Source organism: Streptomyces europaeiscabiei (assembly GCF_036346855.1).
GTDB lineage: Bacteria > Actinomycetota > Actinomycetes > Streptomycetales > Streptomycetaceae > Streptomyces > Streptomyces europaeiscabiei.
Map to the genome: position 1 here is coordinate 6,277,224 of NZ_CP107841.1, position 25,421 is coordinate 6,302,644.

At 70.8% G+C, this 25,421-nt stretch carries 17 protein-coding genes and 1 riboswitch; of the genes, 9 read left to right on the plus strand and 8 right to left on the minus strand.

What is annotated here, in order from left to right:
• Positions 1 to 9 precede the first annotated feature (9 nt).
• The 5 genes from nuoL to OG858_RS27510 all read left to right on the plus strand — a co-directional run bounded on the left by nuoL (position 10) and on the right by OG858_RS27510 (position 7,970).
• Positions 10 to 1,905 carry an NADH-quinone oxidoreductase subunit L gene (gene nuoL, locus OG858_RS27490; protein WP_328544323.1) on the plus strand — a complete coding sequence of 632 codons (1,896 nt, stop codon included), beginning with the start codon at positions 10 to 12 and terminating at the stop codon, positions 1,903 to 1,905.
• A gap of 5 nt (positions 1,906 to 1,910) precedes the next feature.
• On the plus strand, positions 1,911 to 3,482 hold the full coding sequence (locus OG858_RS27495; RefSeq protein ID WP_086748388.1) for an NADH-quinone oxidoreductase subunit M: 1,572 nt from the start codon (positions 1,911 to 1,913) through the stop codon (positions 3,480 to 3,482).
• Positions 3,479 to 5,128: an NADH-quinone oxidoreductase subunit NuoN gene (gene nuoN, locus OG858_RS27500; protein WP_328544322.1), complete on the plus strand. Its 1,650-nt coding sequence runs from the start codon at positions 3,479 to 3,481 to the stop codon at positions 5,126 to 5,128. Before OG858_RS27495 ends, nuoN begins: the two co-directional genes overlap by 4 nt.
• 195 nt (positions 5,129 to 5,323) lie before the next feature.
• On the plus strand, positions 5,324 to 7,390 hold the full coding sequence (gene recQ, locus OG858_RS27505) for a DNA helicase RecQ (RefSeq protein ID WP_319066353.1): 2,067 nt from the start codon (positions 5,324 to 5,326) through the stop codon (positions 7,388 to 7,390).
• Complete coding sequence (locus OG858_RS27510) at positions 7,374 to 7,970, plus strand: DUF5959 family protein (protein WP_319322312.1); 597 nt, start codon at positions 7,374 to 7,376, stop codon at positions 7,968 to 7,970. Before recQ ends, OG858_RS27510 begins: the two co-directional genes overlap by 17 nt.
• A 401-nt stretch (positions 7,971 to 8,371) precedes the next feature.
• On the opposite strand, the gene OG858_RS27515 is transcribed toward OG858_RS27510, so the two are convergent.
• The 7 genes from OG858_RS27515 to fahA form a co-directional block, all read right to left on the minus strand.
• Positions 8,372 to 11,242: a fumarate reductase/succinate dehydrogenase flavoprotein subunit gene (locus OG858_RS27515; protein ID WP_408059493.1), complete on the minus strand. Its 2,871-nt coding sequence runs from the start codon at positions 11,240 to 11,242 to the stop codon at positions 8,372 to 8,374.
• A 66-nt stretch (positions 11,243 to 11,308) separates the two neighbouring features.
• Complete coding sequence (locus OG858_RS27520; protein ID WP_256960899.1) at positions 11,309 to 12,127, minus strand: ABC transporter ATP-binding protein; 819 nt, start codon at positions 12,125 to 12,127, stop codon at positions 11,309 to 11,311.
• Positions 12,111 to 13,043, minus strand: coding sequence for an ABC transporter permease (locus OG858_RS27525; protein WP_328544321.1), 933 nt, complete (start codon positions 13,041 to 13,043; stop codon positions 12,111 to 12,113). Before OG858_RS27525 ends, OG858_RS27520 begins: the two co-directional genes overlap by 17 nt.
• Positions 13,040 to 14,473, minus strand: coding sequence for an ABC transporter substrate-binding protein (locus OG858_RS27530; RefSeq protein ID WP_328544320.1), 1,434 nt, complete (start codon positions 14,471 to 14,473; stop codon positions 13,040 to 13,042). The genes OG858_RS27525 and OG858_RS27530 overlap by 4 nt, the downstream gene beginning before the upstream one ends.
• Positions 14,474 to 14,500: 27 nt before the next feature.
• The gene (locus tag OG858_RS27535; RefSeq protein WP_030790138.1) at positions 14,501 to 14,728 is read right to left on the minus strand and encodes a 4Fe-4S dicluster domain-containing protein; all 228 of its coding nucleotides are present in this window, start codon (positions 14,726 to 14,728) and stop codon (positions 14,501 to 14,503) included.
• Positions 14,729 to 14,820: 92 nt separating this feature from the next.
• Complete coding sequence (locus OG858_RS27540) at positions 14,821 to 15,621, minus strand: GntR family transcriptional regulator (protein WP_319066349.1); 801 nt, start codon at positions 15,619 to 15,621, stop codon at positions 14,821 to 14,823.
• 987 nt (positions 15,622 to 16,608) lie between these two features.
• A complete protein-coding gene (fahA, locus tag OG858_RS27545; protein ID WP_319268073.1) occupies positions 16,609 to 17,850 on the minus strand; it encodes a fumarylacetoacetase in 1,242 nt (413 codons plus the stop codon).
• A gap of 192 nt (positions 17,851 to 18,042) precedes the next feature.
• On the opposite strand from fahA, the gene OG858_RS27550 reads away from it, so the two are divergent.
• From OG858_RS27550 to OG858_RS27560, 3 genes are all read left to right on the plus strand, one after another.
• Positions 18,043 to 19,320: a carboxylate--amine ligase gene (locus OG858_RS27550; protein WP_408059431.1), complete on the plus strand. Its 1,278-nt coding sequence runs from the start codon at positions 18,043 to 18,045 to the stop codon at positions 19,318 to 19,320.
• A gap of 196 nt (positions 19,321 to 19,516) precedes the next feature.
• Positions 19,517 to 20,719, plus strand: coding sequence for an NAD(P)-binding domain-containing protein (locus tag OG858_RS27555; RefSeq protein WP_319322333.1), 1,203 nt, complete (start codon positions 19,517 to 19,519; stop codon positions 20,717 to 20,719).
• Positions 20,720 to 20,993: 274 nt separating this feature from the next.
• A complete protein-coding gene (locus tag OG858_RS27560; protein ID WP_086746375.1) occupies positions 20,994 to 21,800 on the plus strand; it encodes a Cof-type HAD-IIB family hydrolase in 807 nt (268 codons plus the stop codon).
• A 171-nt stretch (positions 21,801 to 21,971) separates the two neighbouring features.
• Here the strand turns inward: OG858_RS27560 and OG858_RS27565 are convergent, their stop codons facing one another.
• A complete protein-coding gene (locus tag OG858_RS27565; RefSeq protein ID WP_086746376.1) occupies positions 21,972 to 22,715 on the minus strand; it encodes a LysM peptidoglycan-binding domain-containing protein in 744 nt (247 codons plus the stop codon).
• A 4-nt stretch (positions 22,716 to 22,719) separates the two neighbouring features.
• Positions 22,720 to 22,926, minus strand: a riboswitch (cyclic di-AMP (ydaO/yuaA leader).
• A gap of 642 nt (positions 22,927 to 23,568) precedes the next feature.
• Between OG858_RS27565 and OG858_RS27570 the strand changes: the two genes are divergently transcribed.
• Complete coding sequence (locus OG858_RS27570; protein WP_046707246.1) at positions 23,569 to 24,579, plus strand: polyprenyl synthetase family protein; 1,011 nt, start codon at positions 23,569 to 23,571, stop codon at positions 24,577 to 24,579.
• The last annotated feature ends 842 nt before the right edge of the window (positions 24,580 to 25,421 follow it).

A 25,421-nucleotide genomic window follows, 5' to 3' on the forward strand; every position in this document is an offset into this window, starting at 1 on the left:
GGAAGAATCGTGGAGAACCTGATTGCGCTGCTGGTCGCGGCGCCCCTGCTAGGAGCGGCCGTCCTGCTGTGCGGCGGCCGGCGCCTCGACGCCGTCGGCCACTGGATCGGCACGGCCCTGGCCGCCGCCTCCTTCGTCATCGGTGTCGTCCTCTTCGCCGACATGCTCGGCAAGGACGCCGAACACCGGGAGATGGGCCAGTACCTGTTCAGCTGGATCCCCGTCGAGGGCTTCCAGGCGGACGTCGCCTTCCAGCTCGACCAGCTGTCGATGACGTTCGTCCTGCTGATCACCGGAGTCGGCTCGCTCATCCACGTGTACTCCATCGGGTACATGGAGCACGACGAGCGCCGGCGCCGCTTCTTCGGCTATCTGAACCTGTTCCTCGCGGCGATGCTGCTGCTCGTCCTCGCCGACAACTACCTGCTGCTGTACGTCGGCTGGGAGGGCGTGGGCCTCGCCTCGTACCTGCTGATCGGCTTCTGGCAGCACAAGCCCAGCGCCGCCACCGCCGCGAAGAAGGCCTTCCTGGTCAACCGCGTCGGCGACGTGGGCCTGTCCATCGCCATCATGCTGATGTTCACCACCTTCGGGACGTTCGCCTTCGGGCCGGTCCTGGAGGCCACCGGTGAGACCAGCGAGGGCAAGCTGACCGCCATCGCCCTGATGCTGCTGCTTGCCGCCTGCGGCAAGTCCGCCCAGGTGCCGCTGCAGTCCTGGCTCGGGGACGCCATGGAGGGCCCGACCCCCGTCTCGGCCCTCATCCACGCCGCGACCATGGTCACCGCGGGCGTCTACCTGATCGTCCGCTCCGCCAACATCTTCGACGGCGCCCCGGACGCCCAGCTCGTCACCACCGTCGTCGGCGCGGTCACGCTCCTCTTCGGTGCGATCGTCGGTTGTGCGAAGGACGACATCAAGAAGGCCCTCGCAGGCTCGACGATGTCGCAGATCGGCTACATGGTGCTCGCCGCGGGCCTCGGCCCCATCGGCTACGTCTTCGCGATCATGCACCTGGTGACGCACGGCTTCTTCAAGGCCGGGCTGTTCCTCGGCGCCGGCTCGGTCATGCACGGCATGAACGACGAGGTCGACATGCGCAAGTACGGCGGCCTGCGGACGTACATGCCGGTCACCTTCGTCACCTTCGGCCTCGGCTACCTCGCCATCATCGGTTTCCCCGGTCTGTCCGGCTTCTTCTCCAAGGACATGATCATCGAGGCGGCGTTCGCCAAGGGCGGCACCGAGGGCTGGATCCTCGGCAGTGTGGCCCTGCTGGGCGCGGCCATCACCGCGTTCTACATGACGCGCGTGATGCTGATGACGTTCTTCGGCGAGAAGCGCTGGCAGCCCGACGAGCACGGCCACGAACCACACCCGCACGAGTCGCCCAAGGTCATGACGATCCCCATGATCGTGCTGGCCGTCGGATCGGTCTTCGGCGGCGCGTACTTCAGCATCGGCGACCGGTTCGTCCACTGGCTGGAGCCCGTCACCGGCCACAAGCACGGCACCCCCCCGATCAGTGCCCTGACGGTGACGATCTCCACGGTCGCCGTGATGGTCATCGGCGTCGGCCTCGCCTGGCTCCAGTACGGGCGCAAGCCCGTCCCCGTCGTCGCCCCGCGCGGATCGCTCCTCACCCGGGCCGCTCGGCGCGACCTCCTCCAGGACGACTTCAACCACGTCGTCCTCGTACGCGGCGGAGAGCACCTCACACGCTCCCTCGTCTACGTCGACCACACCCTGGTCGACGGCGTCGTCAACGGCACGGCGGCCTCGATGGGCGGCCTCTCCGGGCGGCTGCGCCGGATCCAGAACGGCTATGCCCGGTCGTACGCGGTCTCGATGTTCGGCGGTGCTGCGATCCTCATCGCCGCGACCCTGCTGATGAGGGCGGTCTGATACCGATGTCCTTTCCTCTGCTGACAGCGGCGGCGGCGCTCCCGGCCCTCGGGGCGATCGCCACGGCCGCCGTACCGGCCGCGCGGCGCACCGCCGCGAAATGGCTGGCGCTGATCGTCTCGCTGGCCACGCTCGTACTCGCCGTGATCATCCTGGTCCGCTTCGACCCGGACGGCGACCGCTACCAGCTCACCGAGTCCCACGCCTGGATCGCGGACTTCGGGGTGCGGTACGAACTGGGCGTGGACGGCATCGCGGTGGCGCTCATCGCGCTCACCGCTCTGCTGATCCCGTTCATCATCCTCGCGGGCTGGCACGACGCCGACCCCCTGGAGACCGGCAACACACGGTGGCGGCCCACGCAGGGCTTCTTCGCCCTGATCCTGGCCGTCGAGGCGATGGTGATCATCTCCTTCGAGGCCACCGACGTCTTCCTCTTCTACATCTTCTTCGAAGCCATGCTCATCCCGATGTACTTCCTCATCGGCGGCTTCGGGGACCGGGCCCACGAGCACGGCGAGGAGACGGCGGCCACGCAACGGTCGTACGCCGCCGTGAAGTTCCTCCTCTACAACCTGGTCGGCGGCCTGATCATGCTGGCCGCGGTGATCGGCCTGTACGTGGTCGCCGGGAACTTCTCGCTCCCGGAGATCGCCGAGGCCCGCGCCAACGGCACGCTGGAGATGGCGACCAGCACCGAGCGGTGGCTGTTCCTGGGCTTCTTCTTCGCCTTCGCGGTGAAGGCCCCGCTGTGGCCGCTGCACACCTGGCTGCCCAACGCCATGCAGGAGTCCACCACGCCGGTCGCCGTCCTCATCACGGCGGTCGTCGACAAGGTCGGCACCTTCGCGATGCTCCGCTTCTGCCTCGGACTGTTCCCGGAGGCCAGCGAGTGGGCGACGCCCGCGATCCTCGTCCTGGCGCTGATCAGCATCATCTACGGGGCGTTGCTCGCGGTCGGCCAGCGGGACATCAAGCGGCTGGTGGCGTACGCGTCGATCTCGCACTTCGGGTTCATCATCCTGGGCATCTTCGCGATGACCAGCCAGGGCCAGTCGGGCGCGACGCTCTACATGGTCAACCACGGGATCTCGACCGCCGCCCTCATGCTGGTGGCGGGCTTCCTGATCTCCCGGCGCGGGTCCCGGCTCATCGCCGACTACGGGGGCGTGCAGAAGGTCGCGCCGGTGCTCGCCGGCACCTTCCTGATCGGCGGCCTCGCGACGCTGTCGCTGCCCGGCCTCGCCCCGTTCGTCAGCGAGTTCCTTGTCCTGGTCGGCACGTTCGCGCGCTACCCGGTGATCGGGATCATCGCCACCCTCGGCATCGTCCTCGCCGCGCTCTACGTCCTCGTCCTCTACCAGCGGACGATGACCGGCCCGGTGAAGGCCGAGGTCGAGGGGATGCCCGACCTGAGGGTGCGGGAGCTCGTGGTGGTCACCCCGCTGATCGTCCTGCTGCTCTTCCTCGGCGTCTACCCGAAGCCGCTCACCGACATCGTCAACCCGGCGGTCGAGCACACCATGTCCGACGTCCAGAAGAAGGACCCCCAGCCCGAGGTGGAGGCCGCCAAGTGAGCGCAACCGCCGTCCACAGCCTGTGGACAACCGCGGCCGACCCGATCACGAAGATCGACGCGCCGAAGATCGAATACGGGCAGTTGTCGCCCACCCTGATCGTCCTCGGGGCGGCGATCATCGGGGTCTTGATCGAGGCCTTCGTGCCACGCAAGTCCCGTTACTACACCCAGGTGTTCGTCTCCGTCGTCGCCCTCGCGGCGTCCTTCGCCGCGGTCGTCGCGCTCGCGGCGGGCGGATACGGCACTACGAAGGCCGGCATCGCCGCCATGGGCGCCGTCGCCGTGGACGGACCGGCCCTGTTCCTGCAGGGCACGATCCTCCTGGCCGGCATCCTCGGCGTCTTCACCTTCGCCGAGCGGCGCCTCGACCCCGAGGCGCACGGCAACAAGGTCGACTCCTTCGCCGCGCAGGCCGCCTCCGTGCCCGGCAGCGACAGCGAGAGGGCGGCCGTGAAGGCCGGGTTCACCACCACCGAGGTGTTCCCGCTGCTGCTGTTCGCGATCGCCGGCATGCTGATCTTCCCGGCGGCCAACGACCTGCTGACCCTGTTCATCGCCCTGGAGGTCTTCTCCCTCCCGCTCTACCTGCTGTGCGCCGTGGCCCGCCGCAAGCGGCTCATGTCGCAGGAGGCCTCGGTCAAGTACTTCCTGCTCGGCGCCTTCGCCTCCGCCTTCACCCTCTTCGGCATCGCACTGCTGTACGGCTACGCGGGCTCGGTGAAGTACGCGACGATCGCCCAGGTCGTCGACGGCACGATCGGCGAGATCAACCCCGCCCTCGCCGACACCATGGGCAACGACGCCCTGCTGCTCATCGGCGTCGCCATGATCGTCATGGGCCTGCTGTTCAAGGTCGGCGCGGTGCCGTTCCACATGTGGACGCCCGACGTGTACCAGGGCGCGCCCACACCGGTCACGGGCTTCATGGCGGCGGCGACCAAGGTGGCCGCCTTCGGCGCGCTGCTCAGGCTCCTGTACGTCGTCCTGCCCGGCCTGCGCTGGGACTGGCGGCCGGTGATGTGGGCCGTCGCCATCGTCACCATGCTGGGCGGCGCGATCGTCGCCATCACCCAGACCGACATCAAGAGACTGCTCGCCTACTCGTCGATCGCCCACGCCGGCTTCATCCTCGCCGGTGTCATCGCGGCCTCGCCCGACGGCGTCTCGTCCGTGCTGTTCTATCTGGGCGCCTACTCGTTCGTGACGATCGGCGCGTTCGCCGTGGTGACGCTGGTGCGGGACGCGGGCGGCGAGGCGACCCATCTGTCCAAGTGGGCCGGCCTCGGACGCAGATCGCCCCTGGTGGCGGCCGTGTTCGCGGTTTTCCTGCTGGCCTTCGCGGGCATTCCGCTGACCTCCGGGTTCGCCGGGAAGTTCGCCGTGTTCAAGGCTGCTGCGGAGGGCGGCGCGGGCGCGATCGTCGTGGTCGGTGTGATCTCCTCGGCCATCGCCGCGTTCTTCTACATCCGCGTCATCGTGCTCATGTTCTTCAGCGAGCCGCGCCCCGAGGGGCCGACGGTCGCCGTGCCGTCGCCGCTGACCATGACCGCGATCGCGGTCGGTGTCGCCGTCACGCTGGTGCTGGGCATCGCGCCGCAGTACTTCCTGGACCTGGCGGGACAGGCGGGCGTGTTCGTGCGGTAGCGCTCCGCTCGGTCGTTCGGATGCGGCGGGACCCGGCTCCTTCAGGGGCCGGGTCCCGCCGTCCGTACCGGGCCGGGACCGCCCCGCACGGGTGGAGCCTGTGGATAACTCTGAGGCTGTCGGTGCGGGCGCCTATGGTGGCAGGGCTGGAGGACGTACGGGCGGCGCGGGACGCAAGGGCGCGGGGGACGGGCGATGATCGGGACGGGCGGGACGAGTGTGATGGCGGACGAGGACAGGACGACCGGAGCGGACAGCGAGGCGCTGGCCGTGCTCCACCGGGTCTTCGGGTACGACGCCTTCCGGGGCGAACAGGCAGCCGTCATCGAGCATGTGGTCGCGGGCGGCGACGCCGTCGTACTCATGCCGACCGGCGGCGGCAAGTCCCTCTGCTACCAGATTCCGTCCCTGGTCAGACCCGGTACGGGCATTGTGGTCTCCCCGCTGATCGCGCTGATGCAGGACCAGGTGGACGCGCTGCGGGCGCTGGGCGTACGCGCCGGGTTCATCAACTCCACGCAGGACTTCGGCGAGCGGCGCGTGGTCGAGGCGGAGTTCCTGGCCGGGGAGCTGGATCTTCTCTACCTCGCCCCCGAGCGGCTGCGCCTGGACGCCACGCTGGATCTGCTCGGACGCGGCAAGATCGCGGTGTTCGCGATCGACGAGGCGCACTGCGTCTCCCAGTGGGGACATGACTTCCGGCCCGACTACCTGTCCCTCTCGCTGCTGGGCGAGCGCTGGCCGGACGTGCCGCGCATCGCGCTCACCGCCACCGCCACCCACGCGACGCACCGGGAGATCACCGAGCGGCTGGCCATGCCCCGGGCCCGCCACTTCGAGGCCAGCTTCGACCGGCCCAACATCCAGTACCGGATCGTGCCCAAGGCCGACCCGAAGAAGCAGCTCCTGTCCTTCCTGCGCCAGGAACACGCGGGCGACGCGGGCATCGTCTACTGCCTGTCCAGGAACTCCGTCGAGCGGACGGCGGAGTTCCTGAGCAAGAACGGCGTCGAGGCGGTGCCGTACCACGCAGGGCTCGACGCCGGCACCCGCGCGGCCCACCAGTCGCGGTTCCTGCGCGAGGAAGGGCTCGTGGTCGTCGCCACGATCGCCTTCGGCATGGGCATCGACAAACCCGATGTTCGGTTCGTCGCACACCTGGACCTGCCGAAGTCGGTGGAGGGCTACTACCAGGAGACCGGCCGCGCAGGCCGCGACGGACTGCCGTCCACGGCGTGGATGGCGTACGGCCTCAACGACGTCATACAGCAGCGGAAGATGATCCAGGGCAGTGAGGGCGACGAGGCGTTCCGCCGCAGGGCCGCCGGCCACCTGGACGCGATGCTGGGGCTCTGCGAGACCGCCCGGTGCCGCCGGGGCCAGCTGCTCCAGTACTTCGGCCAGGAACCGCAGGCCGACGGCTGCGGCAACTGCGACACCTGCCTCGTACCGCCGGAGACCTGGGACGGCACGGTCGCCGCGCAGAAGGTGCTTTCTACGGTGGTGCGCCTGCAGCGGGAGCGGGGCCAGAAGTTCGGCGCCGTGCAGATCGTCGACATCCTGCTGGGCCGGCGGACCGCGAAGGTCATCCAGTTCGACCACGACCAGCTCTCCGTCTTCGGTATCGGCGAGGACATGGCCGAGGGCGAATGGCGGGGCGTCGTGCGGCAGTTGCTCGCGCAGGGCATCCTCGCGGTCGAGGGCGAGTACGGCACGCTCGTGCTCACGGAAGAGAGCGGGGCGGTGCTGCGGCGGGAGAGGGACGTGCCGCTGCGCAAGGAACCGAAGAAGCCGGTGACCACGCGGTCGGCGTCGTCCGGCGCGGGCTCCTCCGGCTCCGGCCGGGGCGACCGCAAGCCCAAGGCGGCGGTCGAGCTCTCCGACGACCTGCTCCCCGTCTTCGAGGCCCTGCGCGCCTGGCGCGCCGACCAGGCCCGCGAACAGGGCGTCCCCGCCTACGTCATCTTCCACGACGCCACCCTCCGCGAGATCGCGGCCACGGCCCCCGCGTCCGTCGCCGAACTCGGCACGATCAGCGGAATCGGCGAGAAGAAGCTGGCGACGTACGGGGAGGGGGTGCTGGGGGTGCTCGCTTCGCTGGGCGGGGATTCCGGTGGGGCGTCGGTGACCCCGCCGGCTTCGGGTTCGGCCCCCGTGGGCGAGGAAGAGTCCGGCCCGGCTTCGACGGCGGACGCGGGTGGGGACTTCGACTGGCCCGATGTGGAGCCGGAGCCGGAGCCCGAGCATGACGACTGGGCCTAGCGCTGTGAACGGAATGATCACCACCGAGGACGGACAACTGGAGCTCCTTCACCTTGCCGACGAGGAGAACAGCGTCGTCGTCCGTGTGGTGGGACCGACGACCCCAGGTCTGCCGTGGGACAGCTGTCTCGACGTCGACATCGTGGTGGCCAGCGAGTTCGCGAACGGTCACCTCAAGGAGGTGTGCCTGCTGCCAGAGGACCTGGAGAACTGGGGAGAGGCGCTCGACCTGCTCGCCGAGGGCCGGCCGGTCGAGTGGATGGACGACGGACGCAACCCGGAGGTCCGGATCACACCGAAGGGCCCCTACCACTCCCGGAACAGAGTCCTCGACGCCGTCGAGGTCACGGTGACAGACCCCGTCGTGTCCCTCACCTCGGTCCGCGTCCTGGTACGGCTGCCGGAGGACTGGGTAGACGCCCAGCGTCTGAGACTCGACCAGGTCCGCCGGGTGTGCCGGGTGTGGCAGCGCGGCCCACTGCTCGGCCGTCAGGGCTCGGCGTCCCACGCGAAGATCATCACGGAATGTGATCGCCAAGCTCACCGGCCGGAAACACCGGGTTCCCGTCCGCGCCCGTGAACGGCGGACGGGACGGCAGGTGCCCCAGCGCCCGCCGGACGGCCTGGGCGGTAGTGAACTTCACATCACCTGGGCCGGTGTCCGCCGGGGCCGTGACGATCTCGGTGATCTCCACCAGAAAGCCGCGGGCGTCGTTGGGTAGTTCCCGCAGCGCGTACCAGGCGCCGTCTCGTGCTTCCGTCGAGGCATCGGTGTCCCCGCGCAGTCGACCGCTGCCGAGAGACGCCGGCCGAATGCGTCCGCACACACCACGGCTCCGGCACTCACCGCCGGAGTCAGCCGTACGCCGACCTCGGCGAAACGCGCCCAACGGTTCGTCCGACGCCGCAGCCGGTGGCTCCCGTCCATGGCGCGAGTCTCGCGCACGACGAAGGCATCGACCGACGCTTCCGCGACGGGCACTACAACGGGGCCGACAGCGCACGGGACGCGTAGGCCCTGACGTCGGCGTCGGAGTCCTTGGTGGCTGTGGTGAGGGCTGTGCGGGCTGTCTCGGACGTGGTGTGGCGGGTGAGGGAGAGGACGGCGGCCTTGCGGACGTCGGCGTTGGGGTCGGCGAGGGTGATGGTCAGGGCGGGGACGGCCACGGGGGTGGGTGCGGTGGAGAGGGCGGCGGCGGCACCGGATCGGACCTGCCAGGCGGGGTCGGAGAGGGCGGTGACGGCCTGGGCGGCGAGCGGAGGGGTGCAGCCCACCGTGCCCAACGCGCCGTAGGCGGCGGCGCGGACCAAGGGGTCGGGGTCGTCGGTGAGGGTGGTCAGCGCGGTGAGTGCGGCAGGGATGGGGGTCTGGGGATCCGAGGTGTTCGCCGAGATCGTGGCCAAGGCCTTGGCGATCGTGACGCGGACCTCGCGGGAGGGGTCGGCTGATGCCGCGGCGGCCAGTTCCGTGGCGGCGTCGACCGAGACGAGGGCGCGTACGGCCTCGATGCGGACGGAGATGTCGGCGTCCGTCAGCGAGGCCGCGAACAGGGCGGTGTCCCCGAGACTCAGGGCGCGCAGCACGTCCAGGGCGGCGGCGCGGACGACAGGGTCGGGCTCGGCCAGGGCGGCGGCGAGGCCGCCCCGGAGGGCGGGCTCGGGCGGAAGGGTCTCGACGAGTTCGCGGAGCGATGCCGCGGCGGCGGCGCGCACCTCGGCGGCGCTGTCGCGGAGCGCCTCGGCGAGGGCGGAGCCGGTGCCGGGCGGGAGCGTCTCCGTGAGGACGGCGACCGCCTCGCGCCGGACGGCGGGCGCCGGGTCCGCCAAGTAGGGCTGGAGCGCGCCGAGTTCGGGCTGTTCCTCGGCGAGGGCGACCAGTTCGAGGAGGCGGGCGGAGGAGGTCTGGGGGGTGGGGTGGGAGGGGAGGGGGAGGGGCCCCCTCCCCGAGCCGGACTCCGAGCCGGACTCCGAGGCGGTCACCCCATCCGCTCCCTTCCCTCCCGCAGTCACTTCCGCCGGGGCCCCGGCAACCCCCGCCGCCACCGGTGCCGCATCCCGGGAGCCTGCCGTCGTGACGTTCTCCGCGTGGACCTCGCCCAGGTGTCGGGAAGGGCCGCCGACCGGGGTGAACTCCTCGATGGGGACCAGATAGGGGGCGACGGGGCGGGCCGTGAACTCCATGGTGCCGGCCGGGGACTTGTAGAGGTCGAGGTGGTGGAACCAGGAGGCGTCGTCGCGTTGGGGGTGGTCGAGGCGGTCGTGGTAGAGGCCCCAGCGGGACTCTGTGCGGGCGAGGGAGGCGCGGGCGGCCATCTCGGCGCAGTCGCGGATGAAGGAGACCTCGGCGCAGCGCATGAGTTCGTGGGGGGTGCGGGCGCCCATCTCGGCGATGTCGTCGCGCATGCGCTCGAAGGCGTTGAGGGCGAGGGAGAGCCGGGAGCCGGACTTCGGGGGTGCCACGTAGTCGTTGACGAAGCGGCGGAGCTTGTACTCGACCTGGGGCTGCGGGGGGCCGTCCGGGTTGCGGAGGGGGCGGTAGACCAGGTCGTGCGCCTCGTGGAGCTGGTCGGGGGGCAACTCGCCCTCGTACGGGGTGTACTGGGATGCGTCCGCGCCCGCCAGGTCGCCGAAGACGAAGGCGCCGATCATGTAGTTGTGCGGGACGCAGGCGAGGTCTCCGGCGGCGTACAGGCGGGGGACGGTCGTACGGGCCTGGTCGTCCACCCGTACGCCCGAGGCCGAGTGGCCGCCGCACAGGCCGATCTCCGAGATGTGCATCTCGATGTCGTGGGTGCGGTAGTCGTGGCCGCGGCCGGCGTGGAAGGTCCCGCGGGTGGGGCGTTCCGTCGTGTGCAGGATCGACTCCAGGGCGGAGACGGACTCCTCGGGGAGGTGGCTCAGTTTCAGATAGACCGGGGCACGGTCGGAGGCGATCTCGGCGGCGAACTCGGCCATCATCTGGCCGGACCAGTAGTCGGAGTCGACGAAGCGTTCGCCGTGCCGGTTGACCTGGTAGCCGCCGAAGGGGTTGGCGACGTAGGCGCAGGCGGGGCCGTTGTAGTCCTTGATGAGCGGGTTGATCTGGAAGCACTCGATGCCGGTGAGTTCGGCGCCCGCGTGGTAGGCCATGGCGTAGCCGTCGCCCGCGTTGGTGGGGTTCTCGTAGGTGCCGTAGAGGTAGCCGGAGGCGGGCAGGCCGAGGCGGCCGCAGGCGCCGGTGGCCAGGATGACCGCGCCCGCGCGGACCGTCACGAACTGTCCGGTGCGGGTGTTGAAGCCCGCCGCGCCGACGGCCCGCCGGTCCGCGCCCTCGCCCGCCGTCAGCACACGCACCGGCATCACCCGGTTCTCGATGCGGATCTTCTCCCGCATCTCCCGCCGCCGCAGCTGCCGGTACAGGACCTTCTTGACGTCCTTGCCCTCCGGCATGGGTAGTACGTACGAGCCGGAGCGGTGGACCTGGCGGACCGCGTACTCGTTGTGCTCGTCCTTCTCGAACTTCACCCCGTACGACTCCAGCCGCCGCACCATGTCGAAGCCGCGGGTGGCGGTCTGGCGGACCGTGGACTGGTCGACGATGCCGTCGTTGGCGCGGGTGATCTCGGCGACGTAGTCGTCGGGCTCGGCGCGGCCCGGGATGACGGCGTTGTTCACGCCGTCCATGCCCATGGCGAGGGCACCCGAGTGACGGACGTGCGCCTTCTCCAGGAGCAGGACGTCTCCGCCGTGCTCGGCGGCGGTCAGGGCCGCCATGGTGCCGGCGGTGCCGCCGCCGATGACGAGGACGTCGCAGGTCAGCTCCTCGGCGTCGGCGAGGGCCGGGATCGTGAGGGGGGTCTCCACTGTGTCCACCGTGTCCACCGGGGTGCCTTTCGAGTGCGGTTGCTCAGCTGGTCAGTGGCTCGGGCGCCGAGACACTCAGACGCTGAGAGAGGTCAGGACGTCGCGGCGCAGGGCCACGCGTGCCGGGTCGTCGTGGGCCGAACGGTCGCGGGGGCGGGGCACCTCGCGTACGGCGGTCAGCCGGCCGGAGCCGAGGAGGGCCACGCGGTCGCCGAGGAACAGGGCCTCGTCCACGTCGTGGGTGACGAAGACGACCGTGGCGCCCGTGCCCCGCAACACCTCCACCAGCAGGTCCTGCATACCGGCCCGGGTCTGCGCGTCGAGCGCGCCGAACGGCTCGTCCATCAGGACGGCGCGGGGGCGCCCGGCGAGCGCGCGGGCCAGCTGTGCGCGCTGGCGCTGTCCGCCGGAGACGCGGTGCGGCAGCTGCCGGGTGTACTCGGCGAGCCCGACCCGGGACAGCCACGCCTCGGCCTGCGTACGGCGTTCGGCGCGCGGCAGGCCGCGGATGGCGAGCGGGAGTTCGACGTTGGCGCGCAGGGTGCGCCAGGGCAGGAGGGCGTCCTCCTGGAAGACGAGGGCGCGTTCGGCGGACGGGCCGGTCAGGGGGCTCTCGTCCTGGGTGATCTCTCCGGAGAGCGGCGCCAGCAGGCCCGCCAGGGTGCGCAGGAGGGTCGACTTGCCGCAGCCGGACGGGCCGACGACGGTGAGGATCTCGCCGGGGGCGACGTCCAGGTCGACGTCCGTCAGGGCGACGGCGCCGGGGCGGCCCAGGTCGGCGCCGTGGAGGGCGAGGCGGGTGCCGCGCACGGACTTGGGTGCCCGCTTCTCCTCGGCGGCCTGTGCCGGTGCCTCCGCACGGGCGTGGGCCCGGGTCTCAGACGAGGTGCTCATCACGTGCCTCCTCGGCCTCGGCCTTGGTGGTGGGAGTGGCGGCAGCGGTCGCGGACCGGGCAGCCCGCTGCGGCCGGGGTGACCGGTTTCCGGCGGCGTACGAGGTGCGGGGCAGCCAGTGCGTCAGCCGGCGTCCGACCAGTTCCACGGCGGTCGACGTCAGCCAGCCGAGGACACCGATCGTGGCCATGCCGACGAAGACGCCCGGGTAGTTGACGACCGTGTAGTCCTGCCAGGTGCGGTAGCCGACGCCGTACTGCCCGGAGATCATCTCGGCGGAGATCACACAGATCCATGACACGCCGATGCCGACCGACAGGCCGCCGAAGATGCCCGGCAGCGCGCCCGGCAGGACGACCGACGCGAGCACCCGCCACCGGCCGCCGCCCATCGTGCGGACCGCCTCCTCCCACACCGGGGTCAGCGCCCGTACCGCGTGCCGGGCGGAGACCAGGACCGGGAAGAACGCGGCGGTGAAGGTGATGAAGACGATGCCCTGCTCGTTGGAGGGGAACAGCAGGATCGCCACCGGGACCAGGGCGATCGCCGGGATCGGGCGGATCACCTCCAGGACGGGTCCGAGCAGGTCCTCGGCGAGCCGGGAGCGGGCGATGAGGATGCCCACCGCCACTCCCAGCACCGCCGCCAGCAGGAAGCCGGTCAGGATGCGGGTGAGGCTGTCGGTCAGGTCCGTCCAGTAGTCCGGCCCGGTCACCCGGTCCGCGAAGGCGTGCGCCACGTCCGTGACCGTGGGGAACTGCGAGAAACGCAGCCATACGTCGATGTCCAGGCTGGTCAGCAACTGCCAGAGGGCGAGGGCCGCGACCAGGGACACCACCCGCCGGGCGTAGCGGGTCGCGGGCCGGGAGCCGAGACTCCGTGCGCGCCGGCCGTCGCCTTCGGCGGGGCGGCTCACGACGCCCGCTCCAGGGCGGCGGCATACGTGACGACCTCGGCGCCGTCGTGGCCGGCGACGTACGCCTTCGCCGTGGCCGGCGCGACGAAGGGGAGGAGCTGGTCTCCGTCGGCCACCCACACCGCCTTGTCGGCGAACCACTGGGTACCGGTCGTGGCGTCCGGGACGTACGCGGCGCGGATCCCGTCCTTGTGCCCGGCGACGTGGGCGAGGAGCTCGGCGGGCGTCTTGAACGACCGGGTCTCCGTGGCGTTCTTGGGCCAGACCTCGCTCTCGGCCGGGGCGGGGGCCGCGGCGAGCTGCTTCTCGTACGACGTGCCGAGGGCCTTGCGGACGTACTGGTCGTCGACGAACGCGTCCACGTCCACGTCGCCCGTCAGCTTCGCCGCCTTGAGGATCGGGACGTCCTTCTTCAGGGCGTCGATCAGCGCGGGCTTCAGCGCGGGGTCGAAGGACGCGATGCCGTGCGCCCCGTTGTAGAGGTAGACGACCTCGGCGGGCAGCCCCGTGGCGTCGGCGACCTTCTCCGCGGCCTGCACGGGATGCTCGTTGAGGTAGTCAGTGGCCTTGGCCTGGGCCTTGAGGAAGGCCTCCAGGACGGTCGGCCGCTGCTTCGCGAAGTCCTCGCGGGCCGTCACGCCGTGAAAGGTCGGCAGGTCCAGCTGGGCACCGTCGTACAGGGCCTTCGCCTTGCCCTGGTAGGTGAGCAGCCCAGGCCAGGCCACGAACTGCGACAGCGCGTCCGTGCTGCCCCCGGAGAGGGCGGACGCGCCGACCGCCGGCTGCTGGTTGAGCTTCTCGATGTCCTTGTCGGCGTCGAGACCGGCGTTCTGCAGCGCTCGTACGAGGGTGCCGTCGGCGGCGGAGCCGATGCTCGTGGAGACCTTCTTGCCCTTCAGGTCCTTGAGCGTGCTCAGCTTCGAGTCAGTGGCCGTGACGATGGTGTTGAGCCCGCCCCGGAGGTTGTAGCCGGTGGCCGCGACGAGCCGGGTGGGCTTGCCGAGCTGCTTGCCGCGGGCCGCGTTGAGGAGCAGCGGGAAGTCGCCCATCGAGCCGATGTCCATCTTCCCGGCGGTCATCTGGGCGGTGATGGGGGCGCCGGTCGCGTAGTCCTGCCAGTCGACCTTGTACGTCGTCCCGCCGCCCAGCGCGTTCAGCTCCTCCTCGAAGTAGCCGAGGGAGCGCAGGAGGGTGCCCGCGGTGACGGTGTTGATGGTCTTGGACTGGTAGCCGACGGTGACGGTGACCGTCCCGCCGTCCGCGGCGGTGTCACTGCCGTTGACGGTGACGGTGACCGTCCCGCCGTCCGCGGCGGTGTCACTGCCGTTGCCGCAGGCGGTCAGGGCCAGCGGCAGCAGGAGGGCCGTGGTCAGGGTGACTGCTTTGTAGGTACCGACTGCTTTGTATGTACCGAATGCTTTGGTCTTCATGGGAGTTCGGGCCTCTCACCGGAGCGTTCAGCGGAGCAGGTAGGGCATGTTGACCGTGACGGCACCGGTGGGACAGCGGGCCGCGCACGGGCCGCAGTACCAGCACTCGTCGACGTGCATGTACGCCTTGCCGTTGCTCTCGTCGATGGCCAGGGAGTCCAGCGGGCACATGTCCACGCAGAGGGTGCAGCCGTCGATGCACTTCGACTCGTCGATGGTCACGGGCACGTCGGCCCGCTGCGGCACCAAAGGCATGGCTGTCTCCAGGGAGGGCGGATACGAGGGGTCGCGAGACGCGCGGGGGAGCGCGGGGCGATGAGGGAGGACTACGCGCTGGGGATGCGGGACTAGGAGCGGTGCAGCAGGCCGCTCATCGTGATGCGGTCGCCACGGAAGCGGATGAACTCCAGGTCGACGGGTCGGCCGTCGGCGAGGTGGGTGAGGCGCTCCAGCATCAGGACGGCCGAGCCGCGTGGGGCTTCGAGTACGGCGGCGGAGTGGGTGTCCGCGTTCACCGCCTCCAGGGTGATCTCGGCGTGGCCGAGGCGCCGGCCGGTGATCGTCTCCAGGAGGCGGAAGACGTCGGTGTTCTCCAGGTCGGCGCCGAGGAGTGCCGTGCCGATGTCGAGGGAGCCGAGGGTGAGGGGGATGTAGGTGAGGTCGAGGGAGAGGGGGAGGCCGTTCAGGCGGCGCAGGCGTTCGATGTAGAGGACGTCGGTGCCGGGTGGGAGGTGCAGGCGGTCGGCCACGGGGGTGGGGGCCGGGGCGGGGCCCATGGTGCGGACCTCGTTGGTGACCGTGCCGTGCTCGCGGAGGGTTTCCGCGAGGCCCATCAGGTGGTCGAGGCCGTGGGGGTACTTCCGGGCGACGACGACGGTGCCCACGCCGGGGAACCGTTCCACGAGGCCTTCGGCGCGCAGGAGGTCCAGGGCCTCGCGGACCGTGTTGCGGGTCGCGCGGTAGTCGACGGCGAGGGAGGACTCGTGGGGGAGCGTGCCGTTCTCGAAGCCGCCGGTGAGGAGTTGGCGACGGAGGAGGTCGGCGAGCTGCCGCGCCTGGTCCGCACGCAGCCGGCGGCGCGCGCGGTGGGCGGCGACGGTGGTCGCGCCCTGGCCGGCGTGCTCTCGGATGCGGTCGGTGGGTGGCATGTTCTGAACCATACCGAAATGGTGGGGAAGGGAATGTTGCGGGAGTGTTGCGCCATGTGGCCGGCTGAGCCTGAGGGTGCTGAGCTGGGGTTTTGCGGGAGTGTGAGGAAGATCTGCCACCGGGTTGTCCAAGGGGTGGGAACGGAGGGCCGGTGGCTGGGATGTGCGTTGCGTGGGGCCGGGCGGGCGGGGGTGGGGTTTCGCCGCTCGGCGGTTACGAGGTGCCGCCGCGCGCACCTTCCCCCACTCCCGGCTTCGCTCGATCGAGCGGGAGGTACCCCCATCGCCCCAGCGGCACGATTGCCCGCAGCTATGTCTGGGGTGGGCAGCTCTTCGCGGCCGTGGCCGCGGCCCGAAGGGGCGCGGGGAACTGCGCGAGCACCACAGCGCACGGCACGCCGCCCATGGCACGGCACCCTTACGGCGAATGCGCGCCCCGCCCATGGCACGGCACCCTTACGGCGAATGCGCGCCCCGCCCATGGCACGGCACCCTTACGGCGAATGCGCGCCCCGCCCATGGCACGGCACCCTTACGGCGAATACACGCCCCGCTCCACCGGAAGCGCGCCCCCCTCTACGCAGCGCGCACCCCACTACTCCCGACCGTTCCTGTGGACTGAGCGGGGGTGAGTCCGTTCAGCCGCGCGCCCCGAACGGTCCTGGGCGAGCTGGTCCCCGGCGTACTCGACCCCGGGGCGGCGACACGCATCCTGTACGTGGTCCGGGCCCGGGAGGCCCTCGCGGCCGGAGCCGCTGACGGACACGGCCCTGCGCGACCTGGCCGAACGGGCACAGCCAGAGGCGACGGAGAAGCCCTGGACCATCACACCGGTGGAACAGGGGCCCCGCACGCTGACGCCGTACCCCGCGTCCCAGATCGCACGATCACGCCAACCCGAACGGCTCAGGGCAGCAGCACAAGCCCGGAAGCCGACCATCACACGATCGAGCTAATTCGCCCTCATTCGCCCTCCTTGGCGAGCAGCTACCAACCCCTGACCCTCCCCGTGACCTCGCCCAGTCCCACCCGCGTCCCGCCCGGCCCCGGCGCCCACGCCGTGAGGGTCACCTCGTCTCCGTCGTCCAAGAACGTGCGCTTGCCGGTGGGGAGGTCGAGAGGGTCCTGCCCGTTCCAGGTCAGCTCCAGCAACGAGCCCCGTTCGCCGGAGGCACCTCCGCTGACCGTGCCGGAGCCGTAGAGGTCGCCCGTACGGAGCGAGGCACCGTTGACGGTCATGTGGGCCAGCTGCTGCGCGGCGGTCCAGTACATCGTGGAGAAGGGCGGCTCCGAGACGACGTGCCCGTTGACGGAGACGCTGATACGGAGGTCGTACCCCCCGGGATCGATGTCCGGCGCGGAGTCGTCCAGGTAGGGAAGGAGCGGATATGTGCGCTCCGGCGGGGACACCCGCGCCTCGTCCAGGGCGTCCAACGGCGTGATCCAGGCCGAGACCGACGTGGCGAAGGACTTCCCGAGGAACGGCCCGAGCGGAACGTACTCCCAGGCCTGCAGATCACGCGCCGACCAGTCGTTGAGGAGGCAGAGCCCGAAGACGTGGTCGCGGAAGTCCCCCAGCCCCACCGGCCGCCCCATCTCCGAGGGCACGCCCACCACGAACCCGACCTCCGCCTCGATGTCCAGTCGTACGGACGGACCGAACACGGGCACCGGATCGGCGGGCGCCTTGCGCTGGCCGGACGGCCGTACCACCTCCGTCCCGGACACGACGACCGTGCCGGACCGGCCGTGGTAACCGATCGGCAGATGCTTCCAGTTGGGGGTCAGCGGGTCCGGGGAGTCGGGACGGAAGATCCGGCCCACGTTTCGCGCGTGGTTCTCGGAGGCGTAGAAGTCGACGTAGTCGGCCACCTCGAACGGCAGATGCAGGGTCACGGCGGACAGTGCGTGGAAGTGCGGCGCGATCGTCTCCCGGTGCGAGGGCACCGTGAGCCACGCGGTCAACGCCCGGCGCAGGTCCGACCAGGCCGTGCGCCCCGCCGCCAGCAGGGGGTTGAGCGTGGGGTGGGCCAGGAGCGCGGCGTACGGGGAGCCGAGGGCGCGGGCCGCCGCCGCGGCGTCGAGGACGTGGTCGCCGAGGCGGACCCCGACCGTACGGGCGTCGGAACCGGCGGGTGAGAAGACGCCGTAGGGGAGGTTGTGCGGCCCGAAGGGGTGGCCCTCGGGGACGTCGAAGGGATCGCCTTCGGGGACATCGAAGGGGGGCATCGGGTGCTGCCTCGCTCTCGTGCGTTCCGTCGTACCTCTGGTCGCGCCACACGTTACGGGGCGCTGCGAAGATCGGGGAGTGTCTAAAGAGTTCGTAATGTCCTGATAGGGGAGGGTCGGAGGGAAAGGTTCCGGCTTAGCGTCCTCTGGGGGGCGCGGACGGGGTGGGTCCGGGTCCGGTAGGGGGGACGCGTGGGGGGACCCGTGGCCAGGGGTACTTGGTGTGCGCCGGTACAGGCGGACCGAGACGTTCCAGGGCTCGTCGTGAAACTGGGCGACTATCCGCTGCACCATGGCGGCGTCGGAGCCATCCGCAGCCTGGGGCGGCTCGGCGTGCCGATGTATGCGATCACGGAGGACCGGTACACGCCGGCCGCCGTCTCGCGCCATCTGCGGCGGGCGTTCGTGTGGCCGACCACCGGGACGGAGGAGCCCGAGTGGCTGGTGGACGGGCTGCTGCGCATCGGCCGGCGGATAGGGCGGCCGGCCGTGCTGATTCCCACCGACGAGGAAGCCGCGGTGCTCATCGCCGAGCACCAGGAGGAACTGGCGACCCGGTTCCTCTTCCCCCGTGTCGACGGGAAGCTCCCGCGCCGGCTCGCCAGCAAACAGGGGCTGCACGAACTGTGCGTGGAGCACGGCATCTCCAGCCCCGTGAGCTCGTTCCCGCAGTCGTACGAGGAGGTCGAACGGTTCGCGGAACGGGCCTGTTTTCCCGTGGTGGCCAAGAACCGCGAGGCGTTCGAGCGGCGCAGGCAGCCCGCGGTCAACGGGACGACCCGCATCGCCGACCGGGAGGGCCTGCTGCGGCTGGCCCGCGGATGGGGTGAGCGGCCCGGGGTGATCCTTCAGGAGTACCTGCCCCGGGAGGACGCCGAGGACTGGATCGTGCACGCGTACTTCGACGCGGACTCGACGCCGCTCGCGATGTTCACCGGGGTGAAGGTGCGGTCGTGGCCGCCGCACGCGGGGATGACGGCGAACGCGTACGTCGTCGACAATCCCGAACTCGCGGACATCGCCGCGCGGTTCATCAAGCAGATCGGGTTCAGCGGGGTCATCGACCTCGATCTGCGGTTCGACCGGCGGGACGGGCGGTACAAGCTGCTCGACTTCAACCCCCGGATGGGCGCGCAGTTCCGGCTCTTCGAGAACGAGGCCGGGATCGACGTCGTACGCGCCATGCACCTCGATCTGACCGGGCGGGCGGTGCCGGAGGGGGAACAGCTCGCCGGGCGGCGGTACGTCGTGGAGAACATCGATCTGCCGGCCCTGCTCGCCTACCGGCGCAGCGGGTACACCACGCCGCACGCGCCGGCTCGCGCGAGCGGTACGGAGCTGGCGTGGCTCGCGGGTGACGATCCGCTGCCGTTCCTCACGATGCTCGCGCGCTTCGTACGGCCGGGCGCGAAGCATCTGTATCACCTGTGGCGGACCAGCCGCCTCGGCAATGCCCACGTGCGCCCCTAGCCACCCGAAGCATGTGCGCCGCCCCTGGCCACCCGAAACAGGAACAGAAGGCAGGGGCGGGAAAGGCAGGGGCGGGAAAGGCAGGGGCGGGAAAGGCAGGGGCGGGAAGGCAGAGGCGGGAAGGCAGGGCGGGAAGGGCAGAAGCAGGAGCAGAAGGCACACGAAGAAGGCATGACGTGTCCTGGGGAGGGACTTCGTGATTCAACCGGTAGCAGTCATCGGCGCCGGGCCGTTCGGTCTGTCCACCGCCGCGCATCTGCGCGCGCACGGCATTCCGGTCCGGGTGTTCGGTGAACCCATGGTGAGCTGGCGGGACAGCATGCCCGCCGGGATGCTCCTGAAATCAACCCCGGTGGCGTCGAACATCGACGCCCCGCAGCGCGGCAACACCCTGGCCGACTACTGCGACGCGGCGGGCATCCGGCGGCTGGTGACGGACGAGGACATCATCCCGGTCGAGACCTTCATCGCGTACGGGGAGTGGTTCCAGCAGCGGCTCGTGGCCGAGCTGGAGCAGGTGCGCGTGGTGTCCGTGGACCGGAGCAAGGGGGGTGGCTTCGAACTGAAGCTGGACTCGGGGGAGTCGTTCGCGGCACGGGCCGTGGTGGTGGCGAGCGGACTGTTCGGGCTGGCACATCTGCCGGCCGAGCTGGCGGGTGCGGCCGTGGACGGACCCGCCCCCACGGGGCCCGTCTCGCACAGCTCCCAGCACCCCGGGCTGAGCCGGTTCAGGGACAAGGAGCTGATCGTCGTGGGCGCGGGGCAGTCCGCCCTGGAGACGGCGGTACTGGCGGCCGAGGCCGGCGCGCGGGTGCGTGTGGTGGCGCGCGGCCGGGGCGCGGTGGCCTTCGGCGCGCCCCCGTGGAACCAGCCGCGGCTGCGCCCCGAGTCGCCGTTCGGGCGGGCCTGGTCGCTGTACGCGCTCTCCTATTACCCCCACCCGTACCGGTACCTGCCCGCCACCACCCGGCACTTCCTGGTCCGCCGGGTGCTCGGGCCGCTGGGCGCGTGGTGGCTGCGGGAGCGCTTCGAGGGGCGGGTCGAGGTGCGGGAGGTGGACCGGATCGTGCGGGCCGGTGTCGTCGACGGGCGCCCGCTGCTGGCCCTGCGGGGACACGAGGGCCGTATCGAGGAGGTGGCCGCGGACCATGTCATCGCGGCGACCGGGTACCGCGTCGACCTCGGCGCGATGGGCTTCCTCGGGCACGATATCCGTACGGAGCTGGAGGTGAGCCGGGGGACACCGGTGCTCGGGGCCGGCTTCCGGTCGTCGATACGGGGGCTGTACTTCACGGGGTTGCCGGCGGCGGCGTCGTACGGGCCGGTGATGCGGTTCGTGTGCGGGACCGAGTTCGCCTCGCCCCGGTTGGCCCGGCATCTAGCGGCGGCGCACGGGTGAGCTGAATCCCGGACGCCCCGGGTGGGTTGGTGCGTCTCGGGGGGCGGGGGTGCGGGGGGTTGTTCGCACCCCCGCGGCGGAGCAGCATGTCGATACCGTCCCGCGCCCCTTTCAGGGCCTGCGGCCGTTTCGAGCGGCGCGACCTCCGCCCGGCTCCGTGAACTCGCGTTCGGGCAACGGGCGTTGACATGGCGGCACCCTGTGGCGGTCGGGATGCCGGACGTCGTCCGGTTCGCGTCGAACCGATGGGGCGCCGCATCCGTATTCTCTGATCATGGCCGCACCCACCGCATATTCACTCATCGCCACTGACCTGGACGGAACGCTCCTGCGCAGTGACGACACGCTCTCCGACCGGTCCCTCGCCGCGCTGGCGCGGGCCACGGAGGCCGGTGCTCAGCACCTCGTGGTGACGGGACGGCCGGCACCGAGAGTGCGACCACTGCTGGAGGACCTCGGCAGCAGGGGGCTCGCGGTGTGCGGGCAGGGCGCGCAGTTGTACGACCACGGCGCGGACCGGCTGCTCTGGTCCGTCACCCTGGACCGTGAACTCGCCGAGACCGCGCTCGGCAAGATCGAGGCGGAGGTCGGACAGGTGTACGCCGCCGTCGACCAGGACGGCGTCGACGGCCTCACCCTGATCGAGCCCGGCTACCTCATGCCGCACCCCACGCTGCCCGCCGTGCGGGTGCCGCGCCGGGACGACCTGTGGTGCGAGCCGATCAGCAAGGTGCTGTTGCGCCATCCCTACCTGTCCGACGACGAGTTGGCCTCGGCGGCGCGCATGGCGGTCGGTTCGCTGGCGACGGTCACCATGTCGGGGCCCGGCACCGTCGAACTCCAGCCATGCGGCATCACCAAGGCGACGGGCCTCGCCCTGGCCGCCGAGCATCTCGGACTGACCCCGGACCGGACCATCGCCTTCGGTGACATGCCCAACGACATCCCGATGTTCGACTGGGCCGCGCACGGGGTCGCCATGGCCAACGCCCACCCCGAACTCAAGGCCGTCGCCGACGAGGTGACCCTCTCCAACGAGGACGACGGCATCGCGGTGGTGCTGGAGAAGCTCTTCCCGTGACGGCTCTTGCCGTGACGGCTCTTCCCGTGACGACCCCCCTATGACTGCTCCTCCTGTAACGGCTCCGGCGCGAACCGTCCTTCGGTGAACGGTTCCTCCCACGCATGACTGTTCCCCTGGGCCCGCCGGCCCAGGGGAACAGAACAGCGTGGAGAAGGGGGAGCCGGAGGCTCAGTACGCGCCGAAGACGTTGTCGATCGAGCCGTACCGGTCGGCGGCGTAGTTGCACGCCGCCGTGATGTTCGCGACCGGGTCGTAGGGGTCGTACGGGGTGCCGGACACGTGGTACGCGGCGAACGTCGGGTCGATGACCTGGAGGAGGCCCTTCGACGGGGTGCCCGCGGCGGCGTTGGAGTCCCAGTTGTTGATGGCCTGCGGGTTGCCCGACGACTCGCGGATGATGTTGCGGTAGATCCCGTTGTACGTCCCGGGAATTCCCTTTTGCGCCATGATGTCCAGCGACTCGCGGATCCAGCCGTCGAGGTTGTTCGCGTAGGTCTTGACCGACGCCTGCGTGGCGGTGGAGGCCGTCGAGGACTTCTGCGCCGTGGACGACTTCGTCGCGTTCAGCTTCAGCTTCAGGCCCGGCCGGATCAGCGCGGGGTTGTCGCCGATGGTCGTGCGGTTGTCCTTGTAGAGCCGCTGCCAGCCGCCCTTGGTGTGGTGCTTCCGTGCGATGGAGGAGAGCGTGTCACCGGAGACCACGGTGTACGTCCGGGAGGCGGGCTGCGCCGCGGCGGGCGCGGACTGCGGGGCCGACTGTACGGAGGTGACGGCCTGGGCCGGGGTGGCGGCGTTCGCGGTCGTGGCGACCGTGAGCGGGAGGGCCAGTGCGGCCCCGCCCGCTCCGGCGGCGACGATGCCACGGGTCAGCGCGTTGCTTCTGGGGCGGCGGTGTTTGCCTTGTGCGGGCATGGCGAATTCCTCTCCGTCGCCTACGGGGTGAGCTGTCGGGTTCGGACTGGAGATGCCCGGCCGTGCGTGTCGTCCCGGCGGTCGCTGTGCGTGCGGCGTCCGCTGGGACTGCGCGTGGCTTCACCCCAAGCCGGTCCGAATGGGGAAAATCGGACCGACGGCTTACCTGGGTCCCCCGCTCCTGCCGTGCGTGGATGAGTGGTGATGGGTGGGGAGTCCGGGGCGGCGGCAGGATTCGGCGGTCCGTCCGGACGAGGTGTGAACGTATGCGAGAGCACACGACCGGAACAAGTCCTGATTTGGCGCTTTGATCCAGTTGACCTTGAGTTTGATGCGATTCGGCCCCCGGCTTCGGGTGTCGTTCGCGACTCAACTTGCCTACCGCAAAGGGAAAGTCGCCGACGTGGGGCGAGGGTCCCGCGCGGGGTGCCCGTGACCCAACTCACGGGAGAAGTCCGGAGAAGTGCCGGGTAAGCGGCAAATCGGTCAACTCGGGCCGGGCTGGTGGGGCGCATATGGGTGGAAAACGGCTGGTCTGCGGGCGCGGATACGGCCGGCCGGGGGTGTGTGGGCGTCTCCGGGGGAGGGGCGGGTACCCGTCGCTGGCCGTGGCGGGCGGGTCCGGCATGCGCGTCGGTGGATATCGGCGCGTATCAGTTGATCAAGAATATGGGGAGTGCGGTCCCTTACCACCCGGGGCGAACCCGTGGGCGCTCGTGGTGATCGAAAGGTGACCGGATACGCTGACTCGGGTGATGACAGCGACAGATCGACAAACTTTGTCATCGACTGTGAGAGCGACCTAGACCGACCGTGTGACCGTCATTAGACGTCAGCAGACAGGAGAACCCTCGTGACCGTCGTCGAGCCGTTTGGGCTGAGCGCGCGGGACCAGGCTCTCGAAGCCGATGTCCAGGCCGGAATGGCGGCCGTCGAGGAGGGTCTGCTGGAGGCGACCAAGAGTGCGGTCCCGTTCATCCAGGAGGCCGCCCAGCATCTGCTGCGCGCGGGCGGCAAGCGGTTCCGGCCGCTGCTGGTGATGCTCGCGGCGCAGTTCGGCGACCCGTACGCGCCGGGTGTCGTGCCCTCGGCGGTGGTGGTCGAGCTGACGCATCTCGCCACGCTGTACCACGACGACGTGATGGACGAGGCCGAGGTGCGCCGCGGCGTGCCGAGCGCCAACGCCCGCTGGGACAACTCCCTGGCCGTGCTGACCGGTGACTTCCTCTTCGCCCGCGCCTCGCACGTCCTCGCCGACCTCGGCCCCGACGCCGTCCGCATCCAGGCCGAGGCGTTCGAAAGGCTGGTCACCGGGCAGATCCTGGAGACCGCCGGGCCGCGCGACGGACGCGACCCGATCGACCACTACCTCGACGTGCTGGGCGGCAAGACCGGGTCGCTGGTCGCGGTCGCCGGGCGGCTCGGCGCGCTGATGGCGGGCGCCGACGAGACCGTGGTCGACGTGCTGACCCAGTACGGGGAGCGCCTCGGCGTCGCCTTCCAGCTCGCCGACGACGTCCTCGACATCGCCTCCGACTCGCACGAGTCCGGCAAGACGCCCGGCACGGATCTCCGTGAGGGTGTGCCGACCATGCCGGTGCTGCGACTGCGTGAGCGGGCGGGGCGGCTGGGGCTGCCGGACGACATCGCCCTGTGCGAGCTGCTCGACTCCGACCTCACCGACGACGCCCGCCACGCCGAGGCACTGGCCCGGCTGCGCGTCCACCCCGCGCTGGAGCAGGCCCGTCGCGACACGGTCCGCTACGCCGAGGAGGCGCGGGCCGCCCTGGCGCCGCTGCCGGAGTGCGACGCGAAGGCGGCGCTGGTGGAGCTGTGCGACGCGGTGGTGCACCGCGCCGGTTAGCCCCGCCCGCCTTCCCGGATCCGTCCGGCACCGTGCCGGTTAGCCACTGCCGTCTTCCCGGATCCGTCCGGCACCGTGCCGGTTAGCCACTGCCGTCTTCCCGGATCCGTCCGGCACCGTGCCGGTTAGCCACTGCCGTCTTCCCGGATCCGTCCGGCAGGATCATGGGATCTTCCGTGGCGCACACTCGCGTCGCGAGGGTCTGATCGTCCCCGGCATCGCGGCGGCCGGCGACGTCGGCCGGTGCCGCCACCGTGATCCCGGCGGCCGCGGACAGCGGAAGCCGGGGGACCACCAGGGGATCCCGGTGCGGCACGGCCTGGCCTGGCCCGCCGGCACGTTCGCCTGGTGCCGCGCCGGCTCCGAGCGGTGCGCGGGCGGCTCGACGTGATGCCCCCCGGTCGCCGGAGGACGGTCACCGGGTCGGTCACCAGGCCGGTTTTCGGGAGGGTGGTCGCCGGGAGGGCGGGGCACCGGATCGCTCGTCTCCAAGCTGCCGCACGGCGACCGCGACAGCCCCGAGTCGCACCTCAGATCACACAGCCCGCCAAACACCGCGGGCTGCCGACGAGCATCGCCGGGATCCTCCGGCTTCGCACCGCCGGGATCCTCGGCTTCCGCAGCGCCGACGCCGCCACCCCTGACGACCCCTACGGGGTGCGGGTAGGCGCCGCCTCGCCATGTAGTCCCTCGCAGGTCGCCATGTCATCCCGTAGCAGTACACGGAGTTGAGCCCCGAGTCTGACGATTCCCGTCGGCCGATTTGGTCAGATGGGTATCACCACTCCTCACCGATTCGGGTGAGAATGGCGGCTACGAGTAGACGCCGCCGCCGACGACGG